General features: G+C 53.6%; 20 protein-coding genes and 1 pseudogene. 9 read left to right on the top strand and 12 right to left on the bottom strand.

The genetic code is table 11. From position 1 onward, the window contains the following. The 4 genes from PJL69_RS13310 to PJL69_RS13295 all read right to left on the bottom strand — a co-directional run bounded on the left by PJL69_RS13310 (position 1) and on the right by PJL69_RS13295 (position 3,801). Positions 1 to 1,251, bottom strand: a complete 1,251-nt coding sequence (locus PJL69_RS13310; RefSeq protein WP_271310094.1) for a sarcosine oxidase subunit beta family protein — start codon at positions 1,249 to 1,251, stop codon at positions 1 to 3. 318 nt (positions 1,252 to 1,569) lie between these two features. After that, positions 1,570 to 2,115 carry a cytochrome b gene (locus PJL69_RS13305; protein ID WP_271310093.1) on the bottom strand — a complete coding sequence of 182 codons (546 nt, stop codon included), beginning with the start codon at positions 2,113 to 2,115 and terminating at the stop codon, positions 1,570 to 1,572. A gap of 302 nt (positions 2,116 to 2,417) precedes the next feature. Beyond that, complete coding sequence (locus PJL69_RS13300; protein WP_271310092.1) at positions 2,418 to 3,476, bottom strand: DUF3500 domain-containing protein; 1,059 nt, start codon at positions 3,474 to 3,476, stop codon at positions 2,418 to 2,420. Positions 3,477 to 3,489: 13 nt separating this feature from the next. Next, a complete protein-coding gene (locus tag PJL69_RS13295) occupies positions 3,490 to 3,801 on the bottom strand; it encodes a DUF2218 domain-containing protein (RefSeq protein WP_271310091.1) in 312 nt (103 codons plus the stop codon). A 46-nt stretch (positions 3,802 to 3,847) separates the two neighbouring features. Between PJL69_RS13295 and PJL69_RS13290 the strand changes: the two genes are divergently transcribed. The 8 genes and pseudogenes from PJL69_RS13290 (at position 3,848) to PJL69_RS20390 (ending at position 11,772) form a co-directional block, all read left to right on the top strand. Continuing rightward, complete coding sequence (locus tag PJL69_RS13290; RefSeq protein WP_271310090.1) at positions 3,848 to 4,771, top strand: LysR family transcriptional regulator; 924 nt, start codon at positions 3,848 to 3,850, stop codon at positions 4,769 to 4,771. Positions 4,772 to 5,076: 305 nt separating this feature from the next. Next, entirely contained in the window at positions 5,077 to 6,372 is a 1,296-nt protein-coding gene (locus tag PJL69_RS13285; RefSeq protein WP_271310089.1) for an extracellular solute-binding protein, read from the top strand. Between the two features lie 72 nt (positions 6,373 to 6,444). Beyond that, positions 6,445 to 7,326: an ABC transporter permease subunit gene (locus PJL69_RS13280; protein WP_271310088.1), complete on the top strand. Its 882-nt coding sequence runs from the start codon at positions 6,445 to 6,447 to the stop codon at positions 7,324 to 7,326. A 12-nt stretch (positions 7,327 to 7,338) separates the two neighbouring features. Then, a complete protein-coding gene (locus PJL69_RS13275) occupies positions 7,339 to 8,235 on the top strand; it encodes an ABC transporter permease subunit (protein WP_271310087.1) in 897 nt (298 codons plus the stop codon). An 11-nt stretch (positions 8,236 to 8,246) separates the two neighbouring features. Continuing rightward, positions 8,247 to 9,287, top strand: a complete 1,041-nt coding sequence (locus tag PJL69_RS13270) for an ABC transporter ATP-binding protein (RefSeq protein ID WP_271310086.1) — start codon at positions 8,247 to 8,249, stop codon at positions 9,285 to 9,287. Then, positions 9,284 to 10,291 carry an endonuclease/exonuclease/phosphatase family protein gene (locus PJL69_RS13265; protein WP_271310085.1) on the top strand — a complete coding sequence of 336 codons (1,008 nt, stop codon included), beginning with the start codon at positions 9,284 to 9,286 and terminating at the stop codon, positions 10,289 to 10,291. Before PJL69_RS13270 ends, PJL69_RS13265 begins: the two co-directional genes overlap by 4 nt. 210 nt (positions 10,292 to 10,501) lie before the next feature. Beyond that, positions 10,502 to 11,112, top strand: a pseudogene (locus PJL69_RS20395) (cryptochrome/photolyase family protein); the annotation flags it as partial. A 3-nt stretch (positions 11,113 to 11,115) separates the two neighbouring features. After that, on the top strand, positions 11,116 to 11,772 hold the full coding sequence (locus PJL69_RS20390; RefSeq protein ID WP_441347499.1) for an FAD-binding domain-containing protein: 657 nt from the start codon (positions 11,116 to 11,118) through the stop codon (positions 11,770 to 11,772). Between the two features lie 68 nt (positions 11,773 to 11,840). Here the strand turns inward: PJL69_RS20390 and PJL69_RS13250 are convergent, their stop codons facing one another. The 7 genes from PJL69_RS13250 to PJL69_RS13220 all read right to left on the bottom strand — a co-directional run bounded on the left by PJL69_RS13250 (position 11,841) and on the right by PJL69_RS13220 (position 18,008). Continuing rightward, positions 11,841 to 13,307 (bottom strand): aldehyde dehydrogenase, encoded by a 1,467-nt coding sequence (locus PJL69_RS13250; RefSeq protein WP_271310082.1) that lies wholly within the window; start codon positions 13,305 to 13,307, stop codon positions 11,841 to 11,843. Between the two features lie 9 nt (positions 13,308 to 13,316). Further along, positions 13,317 to 14,354, bottom strand: a complete 1,038-nt coding sequence (locus PJL69_RS13245) for an LLM class flavin-dependent oxidoreductase (protein WP_271310250.1) — start codon at positions 14,352 to 14,354, stop codon at positions 13,317 to 13,319. Between the two features lie 13 nt (positions 14,355 to 14,367). After that, a complete protein-coding gene (locus PJL69_RS13240; RefSeq protein WP_271310081.1) occupies positions 14,368 to 15,279 on the bottom strand; it encodes a flavin reductase in 912 nt (303 codons plus the stop codon). Further along, a complete protein-coding gene (locus PJL69_RS13235; protein ID WP_271310080.1) occupies positions 15,276 to 16,088 on the bottom strand; it encodes an alpha/beta fold hydrolase in 813 nt (270 codons plus the stop codon). The genes PJL69_RS13240 and PJL69_RS13235 overlap by 4 nt, the downstream gene beginning before the upstream one ends. After that, positions 16,060 to 16,662 carry an amino acid synthesis family protein gene (locus PJL69_RS13230; protein ID WP_271310079.1) on the bottom strand — a complete coding sequence of 201 codons (603 nt, stop codon included), beginning with the start codon at positions 16,660 to 16,662 and terminating at the stop codon, positions 16,060 to 16,062. Before PJL69_RS13230 ends, PJL69_RS13235 begins: the two co-directional genes overlap by 29 nt. A gap of 360 nt (positions 16,663 to 17,022) precedes the next feature. After that, positions 17,023 to 17,325: a DUF1330 domain-containing protein gene (locus tag PJL69_RS13225; protein ID WP_271310078.1), complete on the bottom strand. Its 303-nt coding sequence runs from the start codon at positions 17,323 to 17,325 to the stop codon at positions 17,023 to 17,025. Further along, a complete protein-coding gene (locus PJL69_RS13220; protein ID WP_271310077.1) occupies positions 17,322 to 18,008 on the bottom strand; it encodes a GntR family transcriptional regulator in 687 nt (228 codons plus the stop codon). Before PJL69_RS13220 ends, PJL69_RS13225 begins: the two co-directional genes overlap by 4 nt. Positions 18,009 to 18,624: 616 nt before the next feature. Here PJL69_RS13220 and PJL69_RS13215 point away from each other — a divergent pair. After that, positions 18,625 to 20,568 (top strand): methyl-accepting chemotaxis protein, encoded by a 1,944-nt coding sequence (locus PJL69_RS13215; protein ID WP_271310076.1) that lies wholly within the window; start codon positions 18,625 to 18,627, stop codon positions 20,566 to 20,568. 173 nt (positions 20,569 to 20,741) lie between these two features. On the opposite strand, the gene PJL69_RS13210 is transcribed toward PJL69_RS13215, so the two are convergent. After that, positions 20,742 to 20,903 carry a hypothetical protein gene (locus PJL69_RS13210; protein WP_271310075.1) on the bottom strand — a complete coding sequence of 54 codons (162 nt, stop codon included), beginning with the start codon at positions 20,901 to 20,903 and terminating at the stop codon, positions 20,742 to 20,744. Positions 20,904 to 20,963 lie beyond the last annotated feature (60 nt).

Below are 20,963 nucleotides of genomic sequence, written 5' to 3'. Positions count from 1 at the left end.
TTAGTGCAGGTTTGGTTGGGCGCCCTGCCCTTTTTCGTCAATCATGTGCCCGGTCAGGAACCGATCGAGACGATAGGCAGTTGCTGTTTCATGAGGGCGGTCAGTTTTGAGAAGGTGCGCAAAGCAGTAGCCCGCCGCAGGCGTGGCCTTAAAGCCACCATAGCACCAGCCGCCGTTGAAATAGAGGCCCTCAATATGGGTCTTATCAATGTAGGGCGAACCATCCATGGACATGTCCATGATCCCGCCCCAACTGCGCAGCAACCGTGCTCGACCCAGCGCTGGGATCAAAGACATACCGCTTTCGATCACGTCTTCCACCACCGGCAAGTTGCCGCGTTGGGCATAGGAATTATACATGTCGATGTCGCCACCAAACACCAGACCGCCCTTGTCAGACTGGCTGCAATAAAAATGCCCAGCGCCATAGGTGATCACTCCGGGAATGAACGGCTTCAGCCCTTCAGACACAAACGCTTGCAAAACATGGCTTTCAATTGGCAGGCGCATCCCCGCCTTCTCCATCACCCGGCTGGAGCTGCCAGCCACAGAGACACCGACCTTTTTGGCCCCGATATAGCCGCGCGTTGTTTCCACCCCGCGCACTTTGCCGTTTTCGATGCGGAAGCCCGTGACCTCACAATTCTGGATAATATCTACGCCACGCATATCTGCACCGCGGGCATAGCCCCATGCCACAGCATCATGGCGCACAGTCCCGCCCCGGCGGTGCAGCAACCCGCCTTTGATTGGGAAACGCGCATCATTGAAATTCAGGAAAGGGTACATGTCACGCACCCCGGCAGTGTCCAGCAACTCGGCATCTGATCCGTTCAGGATCATCGCGTTGCCGCGGCGCCGGGCGGCATCACGCTGCGCATCTGTATGCACCAGATTCAAAATACCGCGTTGGCTGACCATCGCGTTATAGTTGAAGTCCTGCTCAAGATTTTCCCAAAGCTTCAGCGAGAATTCATAAAATGGCTCATTCCCATCCAACAAGTAGTTTGAGCGAATGATCGTGGTGTTCCGTCCAACATTGCCACCGCCAATCCAGCCTTTTTCCAGCACAGCAATGCGTGCACCGCCGAATTCCTTGGCAAGATAATATGCAGTTGCAAGACCATGGCCACCACCACCTACGATCACATAGTCGTAGGCATCAGCGGGCTCAGGGTCACGCCAGTGCGCGCGCCAGCCTTTGTGCCCAGTTAAAGCCTCTTTAAAAAGTCGCAGCGCCGAGAATCGCATAAGAGCTCCTATTGGTTGCTCCCATCTGTCTACGCCGCAGTCAGCACATTTCCGGCCTCGGATTCGGACAGAAACACTTTCAGATCCGACAGAGTTTGCGCGCATTCGCCGCAAATGCGCCAGACGCTCACACTGTTAAGCTACGAGAGCAGAACGCGCAGCATCATAATGTAGGAGACTGGAGCACTGGCGCACATGCTTCACCACGCTGCAAACAGCGGACGGCTGCGTAAGTGGAGTTAACCGCGCAGTAGCCAGTCGCGCAGCGCGGTAACGCTGGCCGACACCCCATGGCGTCGGCCACGCGTATGTCAGGCTTTATGCACGACCAACCATGCGACGCAGGGTGCTGTCTCTATCGATGATATGGTGCTTGAACGCGCCCAAGACATGCAACAAGATCGCGGCCACCAAAGCCTTACCCAAAAGCACATGAACCGTCTCGCCAATGTCACCCAGGGTGCGGTTGATTGCGACTGGGCGTCCATTGTCACCCATATTGGCTCCGAGGATTTCAAGTCCAAACGCGGTGAGACCACGTCCCCCCATGTAGGAATCCACCATACCCGAAAGAGGCATGGCAATCGTACCAACAATCAATACCCAATGGATCACCCACGCAACACCATGCTCCCATTTGGCACCCTTGCTCACATCATCAGGCCATCCTTTGCGCACCCTCAACACGACACGCCATAAGATGACAGCAAAGATCACGATGCCGAAAGATTTGTGCAGCGGATACAGCCAGCGCGCGCCATCGACACGGGTCATATACAGACCCGCCGCAATCAAGGCGATCATACCCAGCCCCACAATCCAGTGCAGGCTGATTTCGGTGCGGGTTAAACTTTTCGTGGTCATGGCGTGGTCTTTCGTTGCTGTGTCACAGGGCATACATTTAACGGTCCAACAGTGGGGTTCCGGCGAAAAAAACTTGGATGGCGCGAATGTTGCTCAAGCTCTCAAAGGGAAGGAAGGTTTCAAGCTAGTCGCGCACAAAAAAGATCGGCGAATTGGCCACCAATGGCAGGGTGCGACATTTTATTCGCAGCCTAGCACTGAACCATACGGCCTATGCTAGCAGCGACACTTGCGTCACTGTTTCGCGAACAGATAGGCGGGCAATCCCCAAGATCTCAAAGGTTGACGCGCATCTCAGAACTTTATTTTCCATAGTCCTTGGTGGGGTTGCGATACATGGTGTGATAGTGCCCAGCACCTTGCGCGCTGCTGCCTACGTTCCCACCTGTTGAAAGCATTTCAATGATCAGCGTCGGCCCCTGAATGCGCATGTAAGTGGGGGTGTTCACCTCATCTGTACCAACCCAGGCGAAGGATATCTCCTCCAGACCTTCAGCCAGTTCCGCCATACGCAATTTGGCGTTCTCATCTGGTTGAATAGATACCCATTCGTTGATCGCAGTCAGCAACGCCGCCCTTTGCGTACCTGTCATCTCTGATGCGGACAGACCAATCATCGACGGAATACGCCCGTCGTTGCCCGGCCCCGTCAACACATCTTCTGGCACTTTCCCGGCATGCGCGGCCGCCTGTTGGGCCTCATCCAGTGCTGTGTAAACGGCATACCCTGACAGATGCATGTCGCGCACCGCCTCATAGTCCGTGCCATTCACGGTGAAGATCGCAGGCTCTGTGCCCACAAATGTGGGGGACATGGTCTCAACGCGATTGCCTTCAATTGAAATGTTAAGGCCCAGGTGATGACCACCGAATTGCCATCCCCACGGGGCATTTGCATCAGGCGTGCCATAAATAGACAGCCAGTAGTTCTCAGGCGCCCATTGCAGCCGCTTAGCGCGTCTGTCGGTGCTTAAGAAGGTCTCTGCAGCCATCACTTCTGCAACGCTTTCATAGCCCTCTTGTCCAAGGGACGAGGCAAGGAAGGCAAACAACAATTTGCGCTGTTCATCGTCCAGTTCCCCCACGGAGATACCAGAACGATCGACAATGCCAGCCGGCAAATTTGACCACTTTGTACGGATCGGGCTGTCCAGTGCGAACATAAATTGCGCCTTGGTGTCGGCATCAACGCGCGCCAAGAAAGCTTCTACTGCGCGCAGAGCCGCCGCTCCTGATGCAGGGCCATACGACAATTCATAAGCCGGGATCGGGACAAGTTCTGTATGTTCATGAATTGGCGCCTCATGTGCACAGACAGAAGTGGCAAGAAAAAGAGCCGCCGTTGTCGCCAAAATTTTCATAATATGTCTCACCTTATTCTATGCTGTTTTCTTCTGGCCAAACCACGCGCAGATCCTCGCGGAAAGCGAAGCGTTCAAGATGAGCGCCAATAATGTCTTCGATTTGTCTGAGCTGGCCAACCGTTGCGGCCCGAGCAGACAGTGTGAGCGACTTTTCATCGGCTCTCACATGGGCTGTGCCGGCTGAAAAATGAAAAACTGCGGTGCATTCACCTTCGCTTTCCACATGCTCCACCCGGATCTTGTGACCAAAGTGTTGGGTTAGCTGCGTGACGTACCCACGTGCCCTTGGCGAAAAGATCGTTGTTTGCGACAATGACGTCATTGAGCAGCCTCACATATGTTACCCAACGAATGTAGTCGACGACGCTTTGTATGACTATACGGCTTTATTCGATTTCTTTATTCGATATAATGAAGCAATGTATCGTTATGCCCAAAGCCTTGTGGCGTTTGTCGCCGTTGGTCAGACCGGTGCCTTCGTCAAGGCCGCCAGACAACTCGGTGTTACGCCGTCGGTTATCAGTCATCATATTTCACGACTTGAAGACGAATTGGGAGAAACCCTGATTCATCGCACCACGCGGAAACTCTCGTTATCAGAAAATGGGAAACGCCTGTTTGAAGCTGCTCAACGCGGCTTTGAAGGCATTGAACTTGAAACGGACCGCATCAAGGCCGGGTCAGAACACATAGCCGGAGCACTAAAGATTGCACTTCCAGCTTTTGTGCCCGATCCCAATCTTGAAACACGCGTTATGGAATTTATGCTGCGTCACCCGAGCGTGGCGCTCACCCTCGAATACAGCGATCACATCGTGAGCATCGTGGATGCAGCCTATGATCTTTCCATTCGCATTGGCGACCTACCAGACTCCAGTCTGACTCGTAAAAAGATTGGCTCTGTTCAACATGTCTTTGTGGCCACACCCGATTTTCTAATCCGCCATGGTACCCCAAAACAACCGAAAGACCTAGAAAGCATGCCTTTCGTCTCCATGGGGCGCTCTAACGATGTGTTTTCGTTGATCCGGGGACAGAATACACAGGAAATCAAACTAGATGTTTGCCAATTGAGTGTGCAAAGCATCCTCGCAGCGAAAGCCGGAACACTTGCAGGCGTGGGTTTTGGCAATCTTCCGGAACCCTTGGTCGCTGACGATCTCGCTGAAGGCTCACTGCTGCGCCTTTTGCCTGATTGGGTACTGCCACCGCTCTCTATTCAAGCTGTCTGGATGGGGACATCGCGCAGAAACAGCCTTGCAAAACGACTCGTAGAGTTTTTGCAGCAATAAGGCGCCACGTCGCGCGTTCATGTCTGAAACATCATGCTGCGCGCGCTTGGTACGCGGCATTGTTCAATCGAACACAGCACCGGCAAGCAAATCGTTACAGAAACGCAAAATTCGCTTCACAGATCTGTCGCATAACCCCGTTAGTTGAACACGTGTGCAGCTCATACGCACATATCACGCACCGCTTTTTGCGGGCGATCGGATTTTACTTGGATCGTCTTTTCGAGGCGATCGCTCACGGAAAAAGGACAGGCAGATCTGTGGCGATCTGCTGACTCAACTGGAGACCAATTGTGAAACATTTCATGACCAGCACGGCCGCGGCCGCATTCGCAATGGTGGCAAATTCTGCCTTTGCCGAAACTGAAATCACCTGGTGGCACGCCATGGGTGGCGCGCTTGGCGAAACCGTGAATGCGATTGCCGAAGACTTCAACGCGTCTCAAGACGACTACAAGATTACTCCTGTCTTCAAAGGCACCTATGAAGAAGCGTTGACCGCAGGCATCGCCGCATTCCGCGCAGGCGAACAGCCCAACATCCTTCAAGTATTTGACGCAGGCGCAGCGACCGTGATTGGCGCCAAAGGCGCAACTGTGCCGGTGCAGGATCTGCTGACCGACAATGGCGTGGACTTTGACATCAACGACTACATCTCAGGCGTACGCTACTTCTATGCAGACGCCGATGACAAGATGATCGGCATGCCGTTCAACTCCTCTTCGCCGATCATGTATTATAACATGCAGGCGTTCGAAAAAGCGGGTGTTGAGCCGCCAAAAACCTGGGAAGAGTTCCAGACGGTCACTGCACCTGCGCTGAAAGAAGCCGGGTATACCGCGCTGACTCAATCCCACCTGCCTTGGATCTTCACCGAGAACTTCATGTCTCGTCATGATCTGCCTTTTGCCACCAACAACAACGGCTATGAAGGCGCCGAGGGCACCGAAATCCTGGTGAACAATGACGCGATCAAAGCTCACTTCACTGCCGTGACCGAATGGCAGGACGCTGGATATTTTGAATGGTTCGGCACAGGCTGGGGCGACAACGCAACCCCATTTGAAGAAGGCAAAGTCGGCATGTGGCTTGGCTCTTCTGGCTCCTTTGGCGGCCTGTCCAAGAAAGATCTGCCGTTCGATTTCTCTGCGACCTACCTGCCTTACTGGGAAGCTGTGACCGCTGAGCCAAAGCAAACCTTCATCGGTGGCGCATCCCTCTTCGCCATGTCGGGCCACGATGCTGAGGACAACAAAGCAACCGCTGCGTTCTTCGAATTCCTGACCCAGCCAGAGACCCAGTACTTCTGGCACCAGGAAACTGGCTATGTGCCAATCACCGAAGCCGCCTATGAAATGGCAAAAGCAGATGGCCATTATGACCGCGCGCCAGCTGCAGAAGTCGGCATCAAACAGCTGTCCCTGCCTGCCGGTGATAACACCAAGGGCTACCGCATGGGCTTCTACGTGCAGATCCGTGACGTGATGAACCGCGAATACGGTCGCATTTTGACTGGCGAAACCTCGGTCGAGGACGCGTTTGCCACCATCGAAAAAGAAGCCAACGCCCTGCTGGCAAAATTCGCCAAAACTCAGAGCTAACACCCTCTGTCAAACACACAAAGAGCGGCCGCGCAGTATCGCGGCCGCTCCTTCTTTCAAAGGACACTTCCCATGAAACGCGCCGGTTTCACCACCAGATGGTTGCCGATCTTGCTGCTCTTGCCGCAGTTGATCATCATTGCCATCTTTTTCTATTGGCCTGCTGCCCATGCGGTCCAATCTTCATTCTATCTGCAGGACCCGTTTGGATTTGGTTCCACCTTTGTGGGGGTCGATAACTACAAAGACCTCGCAGGCAGTGGCGAATACATGAAGATTGCGCGGTTCACGCTGGTGTTCACAACGCTCGTCACCTTTTTCTCGCTTGCGCTGGCGCTTCTGCTTGCCGTGAAAGCAGACAAAGTGCTGCGCGGCGCGCGCAGCTATCGAACTTTGCTGATGTGGGTCTATGCGGTTGCGCCTCCCGTTGCAGGCTTTATCGGGCTGATCATGTTTGACCAAAGTTGGGGCCCGCTGACCGAGCTCGCACGCAGCATGGGCTGGGATTTCAAACTGGGTGTAAACTTCAATGACACTGCAATTGCTATGGTCATCGTATCCGTCTGGAAGCAGGTGCCAGTGAACTTCATTTTCTTCCTCTCTGGCCTGCAGTCCATCCCGAAAGCTGTGCGTGAAGCTGCGTTGATCGACAATCGTTCCGCCACAGGCCGCTTCTGGCAAGTCACCTTCCCTTTGCTCGCACCAACCGGATTCTTTCTGTTGATCATCAACATCACTTACGCGCTGTTTGACACTTTCGGCATCGTTGACACCCTTGTGAAAGGCGAGCCCGGCAACAACCCGATGACGCTGGTTTACAAGGTCTACGTGGATGGCTTCCGCGGCAATGACCTTGGAGGTTCGTCTGCACAATCCGTCGTTCTCATGGTGCTTGTGCTGGCGCTGACCATTTTCCAGTTCCGCTTGATTGAGCGGCGCATTCACTACACTTGAGGGGGGCAAATCATGACAGATCTAACACAAACTCAGGCTCCCACACTGCCTGTACGCAAGTTCCGCATCCGTTGGAGCGATATTGGCGATCATGCAGTGCTGATCCTTGGCTCGCTCTTTATGCTGGTGCCCCTATTGATCGTGCTACAAACCACGACAACCACCGATGTTGAAACCATCAAAAACGGCCCTGGCCTGGTGATCGGGGATCAATTTGGAGCCAACTTCGACAAAGCCATGTTCGAGGCCTCCGGATTTTCTGGCGAGAATACTGGCATGTCCATGCTGAAGAACTCGATGATCCTAGGGCTCGGCTTTGCCCTTGGTAAAATCGCGATTGGCATGATGGCCGCCTATGCGTTGGTGTATTTCCGACTTCGGTTTGCAACATTTGCGTTCTGGCTCATCTTCACAACGCTCCTTCTGCCGCTCGAGGTGCGCATTCTGCCGTCATATGAGATCGCGCAAAAGCTTGGGCTGCTTAACACCTACAGCGGCTTGATCGTGCCGTTGATCGCCTCGGCAACCGCGACGTTTTTCTTCCGCCAATTCTTCCGTTCTGTACCAGAAGAGTTGGTTGAAGCCGCTCGGATCGACGGCGCAGGACCCGTGAAATTCTTCATCGACATCCTCGTGCCTCTCAGCCAGACGATGATCGCAGCCATGTTTATCATCATGTTTGTCTTTGGCTGGAACCAATACCTTTGGCCGACAATGATCACCACCGAAGAGCACATGTACACGCTGGTGCGCGGGATCAAACAGATCACGCAAGATCTCGAAGGCACAAATATTCCTGAATACGGCCGCGCCAATATGCTCGCATTGATTGCGATCCTGCCGCCCGTGCTCGTGGTGATTTTCTTCCAAAGCTGGTTCGTCAAGGGCCTCACGGAATCTGACAAATAAGGACAAGAGAAATGGCTCAGGTCTCTCTGCAAAACATCCGCAAAATCTATCCCAATGGCTATGAGGCGGTCACCAGCACCAGCTTTGATATTGCCGACGGTGAATTCGTCGTACTCGTAGGCCCATCCGGCTGCGGCAAATCCACCTTGCTGCGTATGGTGGCGGGTTTGGAAGACATCACCGAGGGCAGCCTGTCGATTGGTGATCGTGTGGTGAATGACGTCGATCCCGCTGATCGCGACATCGCAATGGTTTTTCAAAATTACGCGCTCTATCCGCATATGACTGTGCGCAAGAACATCGGCTACGGCCTCAAGAACCGCAAAACGCCGGCTCAAGAAATCGAGCGCAAGGTGGACGAAGCCGCAAAGATGCTCAATCTTGAGCCCTACCTGGACCGCAAACCAAGTCAGCTGTCCGGAGGGCAACGCCAGCGTGTCGCCATGGGCCGCGCTGTGGTTCGCGATCCAGCGCTGTTCCTGTTTGACGAACCGCTCTCCAACCTCGATGCCAAACTGCGCAATCAGATGCGCATTGAAATCAAAGCCTTGCAACGCCGACTCGGTGTGACCTCAATCTACGTCACCCACGATCAAGTGGAAGCCATGACCATGGCGGATCGGATCATCGTACTGAATGAGGGTCGCATAGAGCAGGTTGGCACCCCAGCAGAAATTTATCATTCCCCTGCTTCGACCTTTGTCGCAAGCTTTATGGGCGCACCCCCAATGAACCTGCTCGAGGCCCGCCTTGAGGGCGGACAGGTGCTTGTCAATGACGGCACTCCACTCGCAAATGCGCAGGGACGCGGCGCGGTCACTCTAGGTATCCGCCCCGAAGACGTCGCGTTCGACCCTGCTGGGCCGCTGGACTTCCATGTTGATATTGTTGAAGAATTAGGCGCACACAGACTGTTGCATGGCCAACTGGCCGCGCAAAATTTCACAATGCATGTCAGCAAAGAAGTCGCAGCTGCACCGGGACCAGTACGCGTCGGTCTCAAGACTGATGCGCTTCGGCTGTTTGATGTGGAAACGGGAAAAGCTCTATGATCACTCACACCCACGCTACCTTGCCAGCGATCAGCAAAGCAGAGCAGCAACGCATTTTAGAAACGCCGCGTACAGTGCGAGCTCACCAAGCTTTACTTGCCGACACGCCAGCGATGAATGCGATTCAAATCGGCGGCGAAAGTCACTGCACGTCGCTCCCCGCGGACATAACCGTGGCGGCCTGGAATGTAGAACGTTGCCTGTTTCCAGAAGAAACTGCCGCCCATTTGAGTACGGTTGCGCCAGACATCGTGCTTCTGTCTGAGGTGGATCACGGCATGTCCCGCACGGGGCAACGTCACACCACTGAGGACATGGCAAACGCATTGAGCATGCAATACGCCTTTGGCGTAGAGTTCCATGAACTCGACCTTGGCGGCCCAACAGAGCGCGCCTTCTGCAAAGATGACTTCAACACGTTAGGTTGGCACGGCAATGCTATTTTGTCTTCTGTTCCCTTTCAAAAGGTGGGCATGATCCGGCTCGACAAAGACGGGCATTGGTTTGCTGCAGACACAGGCGCGGCGGATCCGCAACAGCCAAGGTTGGGCGGGCGTATGGCAATTGTCGCGATTGTACCGACAGAAACAGGACCTATGTGCGTCGTTTCCACTCATCTGGAAAGCAACGCCGGTGCCGCCCACCGCCACGCACAGTTTGAAGAACTTCTGACAGAGGTGGCGCGTTTTGCGCCGGACATGCCCATCCTGATTGGTGGCGATCTAAACACCGGCAACCACATCCCACCCAATTTCGACTGGAAGCAAGAAACCTTGTTCGCATTGGCTGAACAGCAGGGATTTTCGTGGGACTTCACCGCGGAGGGAATGACAACCCGCCCCAGTCTTATTACTCCGCATCCTGATCGTGTGATGAAGCTGGACTGGTTCGCCGGAAGCGGCCTGCAATGTATGAGCAAAGGCCTGCTGCCCGCGCTGGACGCAAATGGCCGACCACTTTCTGACCATGATTGCGTTTGGTGCACAGTGACCTCAAAGACTTAGCCCGGAAATCCTTGATATGGTCACGCCAGCTTTGGATTTGTCCACATCAACATAAGGCATTGTGCAATACGAAGCTGATTGCACAATGCCAACCTTCCCACTGCGAGAGCCAGTCGTCGGCGTGTCTGCTGATCCGCACCACATGCCGCTGCGTATCAGATACAATCACGTCACTTAAGGGCGCGCGCCGCGTCCACCGACTGGCCAAATATGCAACTTATCCTCGTCTTGGGCGACCAGCTGACCCCTTCGGTATCTTCCCTGCGGAAGCATAACGATGGTGACGTCGTCTTAATGGTGGAGGTGCGCGAAGAAGCGACCTACGTCAAACACCACAAGAAAAAATCGCATTTGTTTTTTCGGCGATGCGCCACTTTGCAGCGGACCTGAAAGCGCGTGGGATTAATGTCATTTACCGAGCGTATAATGCCCCGGATAACCAAGGCTCCCTCTTTGGTGAAGTCCAAAGAGCAGTTGCCCAACTCACCCCAGAGGCATTGATCATCACAGCGCCTGGTGAGTTTCGATTGCTCGACGCGATGCAAAACTGGGAGCACGAACTCGGCATTCCTGTATCCATTCTGGAGGACGACCATTTTCTCGCCTCTCGAAACGATTTTGCGAATTGGGCCAATGGGCGGAAGCAACTGCGCATGGAGCATTTCTATCGCGAGATGCGCAAAAAACACTCGGTTCTCATGGAATCCGATGGCCCAACAGGCAGTCAGTGGAACTTTGACGTAGAGAACAGGCGTGCCCCGCCCACAAATCTCCATGTTCCAGCGCCCTACTCAGCCGATCCAGATACCATCACCCAGCAAGTTATGGAGCTTATTGAAACAGAGTTTCCCGATCACTTTGGCGACCTCGCACCATTTCCTTATGCGGTGACTCGGCCAGGCGCGCAGGAGGCCCTAGCCTCCCGTGCGCCTATCGACGCCTGCATGCGATCACTGATTGAAACGGGGTGGATCACTTTTCGTATGCGCGCGATGTTGGTCAGTTTTGCCAGTTATCAACTCTGGCTCGACTGGCGTAAGACCGCGCCTTACATGGGCAGGCTGTTTACCGATTATGAACCGGGCATTCACTACAGCCAGTTTCAGATGCAATCTGGCGTAACTGGCATCAATGCACTGCGGGGCTACAATCCTATCAAGCAAAGCCGCGATCAGGATCCCAGTGGCATGTTTATTCGAAAATGGGTGCCTGAACTCGACCATTTGCCCAACGAAACAATTCATGTCCCGTATGCCTCCGAAACACCGCTGTTTAGGCCGAGATTTAATACCAACTACCCGCCGCCGATCGTTGATCATAAAGTCGCCGCAAGATGGGCGAAAACGCAGATTTCTGAGGTGAAAAAAACGGCTAGTTTTCGAACCCGCTCGCAGAGCGTGAACCAACGACACGGCAGCCGCAAACGCGCCCGAGCTAAACCGGACAACGCCAACCACGGCAAGCAACTCAAATTACTCTGACTTCACAAATCCCGCTCTCTCCGTGTGTTGTGAACCTCCGCTTTAATGTGCTTTGCAATCTGCAAGAGCTATCGCATTACGAATGGGTCCGGGATTGGTTCATCGCTGGTGCGCAGCCAAACCGCCTTAGTTGTTGTGTATTCAAGGGCGGCCTCCACGCCGCCTTCTCGCCCATGACCCGATAAGCCAAATCCCCCAAACGGCGCGATCGGGCTGACCGCGCGGTATGTGTTAACCCAGACGATACCTGCTCGTATGCCACGCATCATCCGATGCGCCCGTGTCAAATCGCGAGTGAACAAGCCCGAAGCGAGACCGAATTGCGTATCATTGGCAATCGCCAGTGCCTCTGCTTCGGTATCAAAGCTGATGACTGAAAGAACAGGGGCAAAAAACTCATTAGTTACGCAGGGTGCATCAGGTGCATCCGTACAATCCAAAATTGTCGGGGGAAAGAAATACCCGTCGCCTTGAGGGATATAACCGCCGGTGACCAAGCGCGCGCCCTTTGCCAGAGAACGCTCAATCAGAGCCAAAGCCCGATCGCGCTGCCCCAAGGTGCACAGGGGACCAACTTCAGTTGCCATCTCTTGAGGGGGGCCAATCACCACTTTTTCAGCCCTTTGTTTCAGTCGAGCCAGAAACTCATCTTTGATGGCATTTTGGACCACAAGGCGGGATCCTGCGACGCAGCTTTGCCCCGTCGCGGCGAAAATCCCCGAAATCTGCGCGTTCACCGCACTGTCGAGATCGGCGTCATCAAAAACGATGAACGGAGACTTCCCACCCAGTTCAAGTGAGGTCGAGGCCAAATTTCCTGCCGTGCTGCGCACGATATTGCGCGCAGTCTCGGCTCCTCCAGTGAAGGCCACATGCGACACCTTCGGATGACTGGTCAAAACCGCACCGCACTCCGGACCAAATCCGGTGATGACATTCAAAACACCTTTCGGAAACCCCGCTTGATCGAAAATGCGGGCAAATTCCAGCATGGGCGCCGGTCCCTCTTCGCTAGCTTTCAAAACAACTGTGCAGCCCGCTGCCAGTGCGGGCCCAATTTTGACAGCAGACAGAAAGAGTTGAGAGTTCCAAGGGACGATTGCCGCTACTACACCTATAGGCTCGCGTCGCAGCCAAGCTTGCATATCTGGTTTGTCTATCGGCAGGAACGCCCCTTCGATTTTATCGGCAAGCCCTGCATAATACCGATAGTAGTCTGCAACGTAAGAGATTTGGGCTGATGTTTCGCGAATGATCTTTCCAGTATCACGCGTTTCAAGCTCGGCCAGACGCGGGGCATTCTCTGCGATCAGATCCGCGAGACGCGCCAAAAGTTTCCCGCGCTGCGTTGCTGTCATATGCGCCCACTCGGGATCAAAGAATGCACGATCAGCCGCCTCAACAGCACGGTTCACATCAGCAGCACGCGCCTCAGGCATCATGGCCCAAGGCCGCCCAGTTGCCGGATCTTTGCTTTCGAATTGCGCAGTGCCGTCGGAAAAGTCACCGTCAATATATTGCTGAAACTGCTGCATAATTTTTCCTTACTGAAAGGCAGGCATCACGTCAGAGATGAACCGCTCAAGCGACTCCTTCTTCCGCTCAAAGGGCATCGAGCTGTCGATCCAGAAGGAGTATTCATCATATCCCATGGCTTCGTAGTTTTTCAGCCGCACTATCAGCTCTTCGGCGGTACCAATTGCGAGATCGCGCTGTATTGCTTCAGGTGAGTAAAAAGGGTGCGCCGCAATGTCTTCATCAGAAAGCGGCTCAATCAAGCCCTGCCTGATCTTGCGCTTGTTCATGAACCAAGCGCCGAAGTAGTTGTAGAACCGGTTCAGTTCGACCGCTGCCTGTTTTGCATCTTCTGCATCGCTGGCAACATAGGTATGCAAGAGCAACATTATGCTCGGGCGCGGCTCGTCAGGGAATTTGGCGCAAGCATCGTTGAATTTGCTCATCAGTGACTCGATCTCTGGATCACCGTTCCACAGCGGCGTCACTTGCACATTGCACCCGTTTGCGACAGCAAATTCGTGACTGTTTGGATCTCTGGCGGCGATCCAAATAGGTGGACCATCAGCCTGCACTGGTTGTGGCGCCGAGGTGGTTTCTGGAAACTGCCAGAACTCACCGTTGTGCGCGTAATCCCCAGCCCAGAGTTTCTTGATGGCTGGAACTTGTTCGCGCATGCGTTGCCCAGCCTCCCAGGCGTCCATCCCGGGCATCATGCGTTCATATTCGAAAGAATAAGCGCCGCGTGCAATGCCAAGCTCCAATCGGCCATCCGTAATCAGATCTGTCATCGCAGCTTCACCAGCGAGGCGGATCGGATGCCAGAAAGGTGCGATCACCGTTCCTGTGCCCAAACGCACATTCTTGGTCTTGTTTGCAAGATCTACCAGGTTGATGAAAGGATTCGGCGCGATGGTAAAATTCATCCCGTGATGTTCACCTGTCCAAACCGCATGGAACCCAGCTTCATCCGCAATCTTGCATAGCTGCACAAACTCATCATACAGGCGTCTTTGATCATCCTTTGGATTGATACGCTCCATGTGAGCAAATAGCGAAAACTTCATTGCATTTCTCTTTTTAAGACAAGACTGGGCGAACTTTTCCACTGATCTGATTGCCAAGATAGATCCCGAAATTTCCGATGCGACGCTCCTGCTCATAACGCTCCAACATCGTGCACATCGCCGCGTCTGCAATATCCATCAGCGTACTTTCATTCAGTTCTGCGAAAGTGCCCTGTGATGGCTCTCCCTCTGCCGCCTGACACAGGAATGCGATGTGCTGTTGCTGCTGTGCGGCATCTTCATACAGAGAATAAATGAAACCAGGCTCGGCATTCACGCCACATCGATCGATTAGGTCGTTCAAGGCCGATGTGACACCCATCTTCCCGGTTTTGGTTGTAGGCAGCGTCAGACGCCCATGTTCGTTACCAACCAACAGCACTTTTCCGTCGCGCTCAATCAGTGCGGACACGATCAAATTGGTACCTTGGCTTAACGCCTCCGCTTCTGCCGCTGGGGTGACATACGCACCACGCGCGTAGCCAAGCCCGGGCGCAGTCGACATGTCAAAGGCTTCGACCCTGCCAATCAGGATCAGGTGATCTCCTGCCTCAACTGTTTTGAAGGTCGAACAGTCAAACCAGGCCGAAACCCCCGCAAATATTGGTGATCCCACGGGACCAGCGCGCCAGTTCACGGTCGCAAAACGGTTTTCGACTGGGCGCGCAAACGTATTCGACACATCCTTCTGGGTCTCAGACAGAACATTGACGCCAAATCCTTTTGCCCGGGCAAACGTCTCATAGTTGCGAGAGCTGTTGGCCAGACAGATCGAGACCAGCGCAGGCTCCAGAGAAACAGAACTGAACGAATTCGCAGTAAAACCCAATGGCTTACCCTCATCATCATGGGTTGTGACAACCGTCACGCCGGTCATGAACGTTCCAAACGCATTCCTGAGTGCACGAGGATCAAAACTTGTCATGCCGTTCCTCTTTCCGCTGCCGGAGTGCGCAACCAATCTTTCAAAATTGCATTGACCTTTTCCGGTGCCGTTAGGTTGACCATATGACGCTCCCCCTCAATGATAACCGCATGTCCTTGCGGGGCAATATCAGCCATGGCCTCAGCCATTTCAGACGTCGAATTCGGATCCAGTGCGCCGGTGAGTGCCAGCAGCGGGCAGCGGATTTGTGAAAACTGATCCGCATACTTTTCGTCGCCCGCAGCAAATGCCGCGTAGGCGTCGGCGTACCCTTTGGTATTCACCGAAGATAGCCAGTCAGACACCTTACCGCGTGCCTTCTGCTCTGCTGGTCTGTCACCGAACCATCGCTTCAACGGCGTTTCAAGGTCAAAACAACCACGTTGAATGTCGTTTGCACGGGCCACAACAGCCTTCCGCGCTGCGGACGAGCGGCGGAATACACCATTTAGAAGCGCCACGCTTGCCACTCTCTGTGGATGGGACACCGTATATCCCGCCGAGATCAGCGCCCCCATAGAGTGGCCGACCAAATGGATAGGCCCAAGGCCCATTGCCGTCACAACCGCATGTAACCACGCAACATAGTCAGGCAAAGCTGGCTCTCCCGCCAACGTATCGCTCCCTCCATGACCTGGCAGATCCAGAGCGATCACCTGGCAAAGCGCGGAAAACGCTTCTACCTGAGGATACCATGCGGCAGATTGCATTCCTACACCATGAAGCAGCACTAAGGGGAAGCCCTGACCAGACTCCCTGTAGGTGACGCGCCCGTAAGGCTCAGACAGCTGCAGGGTTGTCAACATCATGCCCGAGCTCCTGCAGATCCTGATAGCGGTCACCGATGCGATGATGCGGGCGACCACCAATAGACGCCCCCAAAGCGATCACGATTTCATCCGGTCCGGGCGCATCGGCGATAGACAGCTGTATGGTCAGGTAATGGCTCCGCCTACCGCCGTCGTTTTTGTCCATCAACGGGATCTGCAGTGGCGCATTGGCAGGGCCGCGCGTGTTTGTGAAGGCCAAGTAAGATTTTGCACCCACCGCTTCACGGTAATGGTTTCCAAAGCGCAGGGTGTGAATCAATGCCGACGCATGTTCCACCTCGCCATTCATCCCCACAATCGCCGCTTTACCATAGGCTTCGACTTTGTCACCACCACCGGCGGCCTCAAGCACCATCTTTGTGAGCGCCTCACCTAATCCAGGCGCACAATCGTGGATCGCGGGACGTAAATCTTCAACGAAACCCTGACCTGCCCATGGGTTTTTGATCACGGCAATGGTTGCGATCATCTTTAGCGTGTGCTCAGCAACCTTACCGCCCTCGATCAGCGTTTCTTCGACATGCAGAAGTGTTTTACGAATTTCGGCCGGCATTTTTGGCTCCCTACAGAGGTCTGTCATCTTTATGGTAAGATGGTATACCATATACCAACATGTCAATTATAATCTTGCCGGGCGAGAGCGCTGCACCTGCGCCACGGCCCCACGGAACGTAAAATTATTTCTTTTTAGATACTTAATACGAATTCGCTGCACGCAATCACTGCGCATTCTACGAAACAACGATCAAGAACCGGGACCAGTCATCTGGGATTTCAGCTACATTTTCAGATAGCATCCAGGTGGCCAGCCTCACCAATACGCCACTTAGAGGAACCGCCACGAACAGCAAGGATAGCCCTGGCAAGAGCATAGAGACCCAATCGACTCCCGGTCACTTCTCCAGCCGCAATCTCAGAAATTGGGTAAGCCCTGTATGAGCGCGATATCCGCCTGACAGGCAGACGCGCGCTTTTCTCGAGCAAGACGATACTCTATCGAATTATAGCAGGCTCTCGCTTGTTCTATAGTGTCGAACTCGATGATCACGCGCCGTTGCCAACGCTGCCCCTCCAACGTCTCAGCCTCCCCTCGCGCCAAAAAACGAGCCCCGTATTTTTGGAAAGCCTCAGGAGCCAGTGCTTGGTAGTCCGAATAAGCCTCAGGATCACTGACAGTTACATTTGCGATCCAATACCCTTTGGGGTGATCAGTCATTGCAAGTCACCCTCGGAAGCAAACACCCGCTCTGCAATAGCCGCTACAGCGTCTAAATGGCATTCGACTGCGATCCGGGCTGCCTCAGGGTTCCCCGAGACAACAGCTGCACAAATGTCTTCCATGTAGGCTATGCCGGGTCGCCTGCGTTGGGTTGAGGTCAGCGTCAACATGCGTAACCGGCTGATCCTCCCATTCAAGCGTTCAACAATATCCCAAGCTATGTGATGTTCTGCTCCACGAAAAACTTGCTGATAGAAATCAGACGTTGCTCGAAACAATGAACCGCGCGTCTTCCCGACGGACTCTTCTTGCAAACGTTTCAGCGCCGCCTCCAGCTTGCGTGAGATATCTGCATCAATGTTGCGTGCGCATTGTTCAGCAGCTGCCGTTTCGAGAAGCCGTCGGATGCCATAAATTTGGCGCGCATCCTCCCAACGCATGACCGCAACGATTGGCCCATGTCCAGGAAGGATCTCAACCAAACCTTCAGCCTCGAGATAACGTATAGTTTCCCTAACGACCGTGCGGCTGACGCCGAGCTGCTCGCACAAAGGACGCTCGACTAAGCGCTCGCCAGGCTGAAACAGACCTTCGACGATGGCTTCACGCATCCGTTCTTGAACCATGTCCCGCAACGTCGCGGGCTGTTGATCAATCTTGGAAAGTTTCGGCGCACTCATAACATTCGCTTTTATGGACGGCCAAGCGTTGTGGCAACCCGGTTTCAATCTGGTCGAAACACCCCATTCTCCGCAATTTCGCAATGTCAGCAGCGGCAGGCGGTACTCTCATCAGGCTGAGAAAACCCACGCTGGATGGATTGACGTCGATGGAACCGACATCACCCACGCCAAGCCTTGCGACCGTGAACGACGGATCTCTCACAAGAATCACGCTTGCGGAGGCTATTATCTGCTGGCCCTGAAACGCACATGTAAGTCGTATGCTTGCAGCAAATCTAGATTTTCTTCCGCGATAGGCGACGGCACCTACATCAAATACTCGCTTAGCCTGTTAACAGCCGATTTTAGTCCACGATCAACTGTTGTTTAAGCAAATTCTTCTACCAGCGCGCACACTCACTTAACTTCTGAAGAGAAAGCGCCGGTAAATATGTTTAGAACCATCTCAGGGAAATTGGTGATTGTCGCAACAATCGCGATCTCCGTGATTGTTATCGCATTCACACTTTACTCTGCAGTCCAAAAATCATCCGAGGTTAGAGCTGAAGTTGTTCAAAAAACATCTCTCGAGGCAGAAGCGCTGGCGCTTAAACTCTCCTCGGAGTTGGCCAGAATGATTTCTGCCGCTGATGCGATCAGTGGTGCGATATCCGGTATAATGGAAGATGGCAGAACCACGGCAGCCGAGATCAAAGACGTGATGGAAGGTTTTGCAAGACGCTATGATCTGGCCCTCTCCACCTACATGAGCGGTGATCCGAATGGCGCTAGCGATCGGTACATCTTCGGAAATGAGGGGCGTCACGAATCTGGCCTCTTCAATCCGCTTTGGATTTGGAATGAAAATGGACAGCTCGAATTTGACACATTTGAATATGATGCCACGCAACCGCCAGAGTATGTAAAATTCCCTATGGAGACAGGTGAAACCGTTATTACCGAACCGTACCTGACCTACGAGGGTGATGACATGCTAACCTCTGCATCAGCGCCAGTCTTTGTGAATGGCCGAGTGGTTGCTGTTGCGGGCGTTGACATACTGCTCGGCGAGCTCACCGCGCTTCTGGACAATTTTTCAATCTACGAAGGCGATCGAATGGTTTTGGTCGACCAGAGCGGTTTGGTACTCGCGCACCCTGAAACAGACAAGCTGATGCAGCAATTTGACGACGCAGGCCGTGAAGCGTTGCTCAAGGCAATCAACACGGCGGACGTACAAGTCGTGCCAAACGCTAAAAATGGGGCAACACGGCTGTTTTTCCCATTTACAACTGAGGGAATGAACAAAACCTGGGTCATTGCGCTCGACATCCCCAAGAAAGTCTTCACTCAACCGGTTTTCGCGGTGATCGTTGAACAGGCTGTGACCGGGCTATTGCTTCTTATGTTTACGCTGGCGGCCGTATTTGCATCCACGCGATTTTTAGTAGCAAAACCGCTCGGCACCATGCTGGACGCTATCAAATCGCTTGCGCGCGGAGAGAACAAAGCCGCGCTCGAGGTTCCTACGCGCCAAGATGAAATCTCTGATATGGCCAGATCTATCGAAACATTGCGACAAGAGCTTGTTAAAAAAGAACAGTTGGAAGCCGCTCAAGAAATCGAAAAACAACAGCAAGAATCCGTTGTGCAGGCGCTTGCAAATGGGCTGCAACTTCTGGCGTCGGGACATCTAGACGCACAAATATTGGAAGAAATGCCGAAGTCATATGAACGGCTTAGGGTCGACTTCAACGAAACCGTCGATCAACTTGGGCACCTGATTGGATCAACAGACCGCTCTGCAAGTTCCATTGACGGTGGCCTCCGGGAGATTACGACCGCCTCAAATGACCTTGCGCAACGCACAGAACAATCCGCCGCTCAATTGGAGGAGACCGCAGCTGCACTTGGAGACATGACAAAGTCGGTGGACAATGTGGCCACCGGAGCGGAGCGTACCGAAAAGCTGGTTGTTCAAGTCAATCAAAACGCTGTTGAGAGCTCAGAAGTTGCGCGTGCAACGGTAAAAGCGATGGGGCATATCCATCAGACCGCCGAACAGATTACGCAGATTACAGGCATGATTGACGAAATCGCATTCCAGACAAACTTGCTTGCACTCAATGCCAGTGTGGAGGCCGCGCGCGCAGGCGATGCAGGGCTCGGGTTTGCGGTTGTTGCTGCCGAAGTGCGTAGCCTTGCATTGCGGTCGTCAGACGCGGCACAAGACATCAAAGAACTGATAAACACCTCCAGTGAGCAAGTGGCTCATGGCGTGGAGTTGGTGGATCGCACAAGTGCATCTCTGGAGGGTATGCTGACAGCGTTCAACAATATCTCGGAACACATTCAAGACATCTCCAAGCAAGCGCGTGAGCAGTCCCTAGGAATTTCGGAATTGAACAGCGCAATGGGCAACCTTGAAACCACACAGCAGCAGAATGCAGTGATGTGCGAAGAGACTGCCGCCGCGTGTGGCGCGCTCGACAGAGAAACCGCGAAGCTGTCAAAACTCGTGTCAGATTTTCGCGCGGATTCTGCTGAAAGTGGCCAACAAATGCGTCTGGCCTCTTAGGCGGGCTTCTTTGTGTTAGCTAAGGCGGTACACGATAGCAATAATTGGCGATCTATTCGGAGCCTATAAACTCTCCATCCTCCTACCATGGGTTTCAATGGTAGGAGCGACAGAGCAACCCTGCAATTGGCCAAGTGCTTGAGCCAAGATACAAGAACGTGCTGAGCTGAAAGTCATTTTTCCAAGACGTCAGGATATCCGGAGGCGTTTTGTTTACCACGCATGCAGCTGATGTAGCCAAGGCCCAAAATCGGCCGCGACCCGAATTCGGTCGCAAGAACAGCGATACACTTCCAAAAGAAGATCGTGGCGGAGGAGGTGGGATACTGCGCCATGATTGAAAACTCCTTAAATTTCAGACACATGCGCATAGAAAGTGGTACAAAACAGACTGT

Origin of the sequence: Shimia sp. MMG029 (assembly GCF_027947445.1) — a bacterium.
In the GTDB taxonomy this organism is placed as follows: Bacteria; Pseudomonadota; Alphaproteobacteria; order Rhodobacterales; family Rhodobacteraceae; genus Shimia.
Note: the sequence above shows the minus strand (reverse complement) of the source record. Positions and strands in the feature narration are given on the sequence as shown.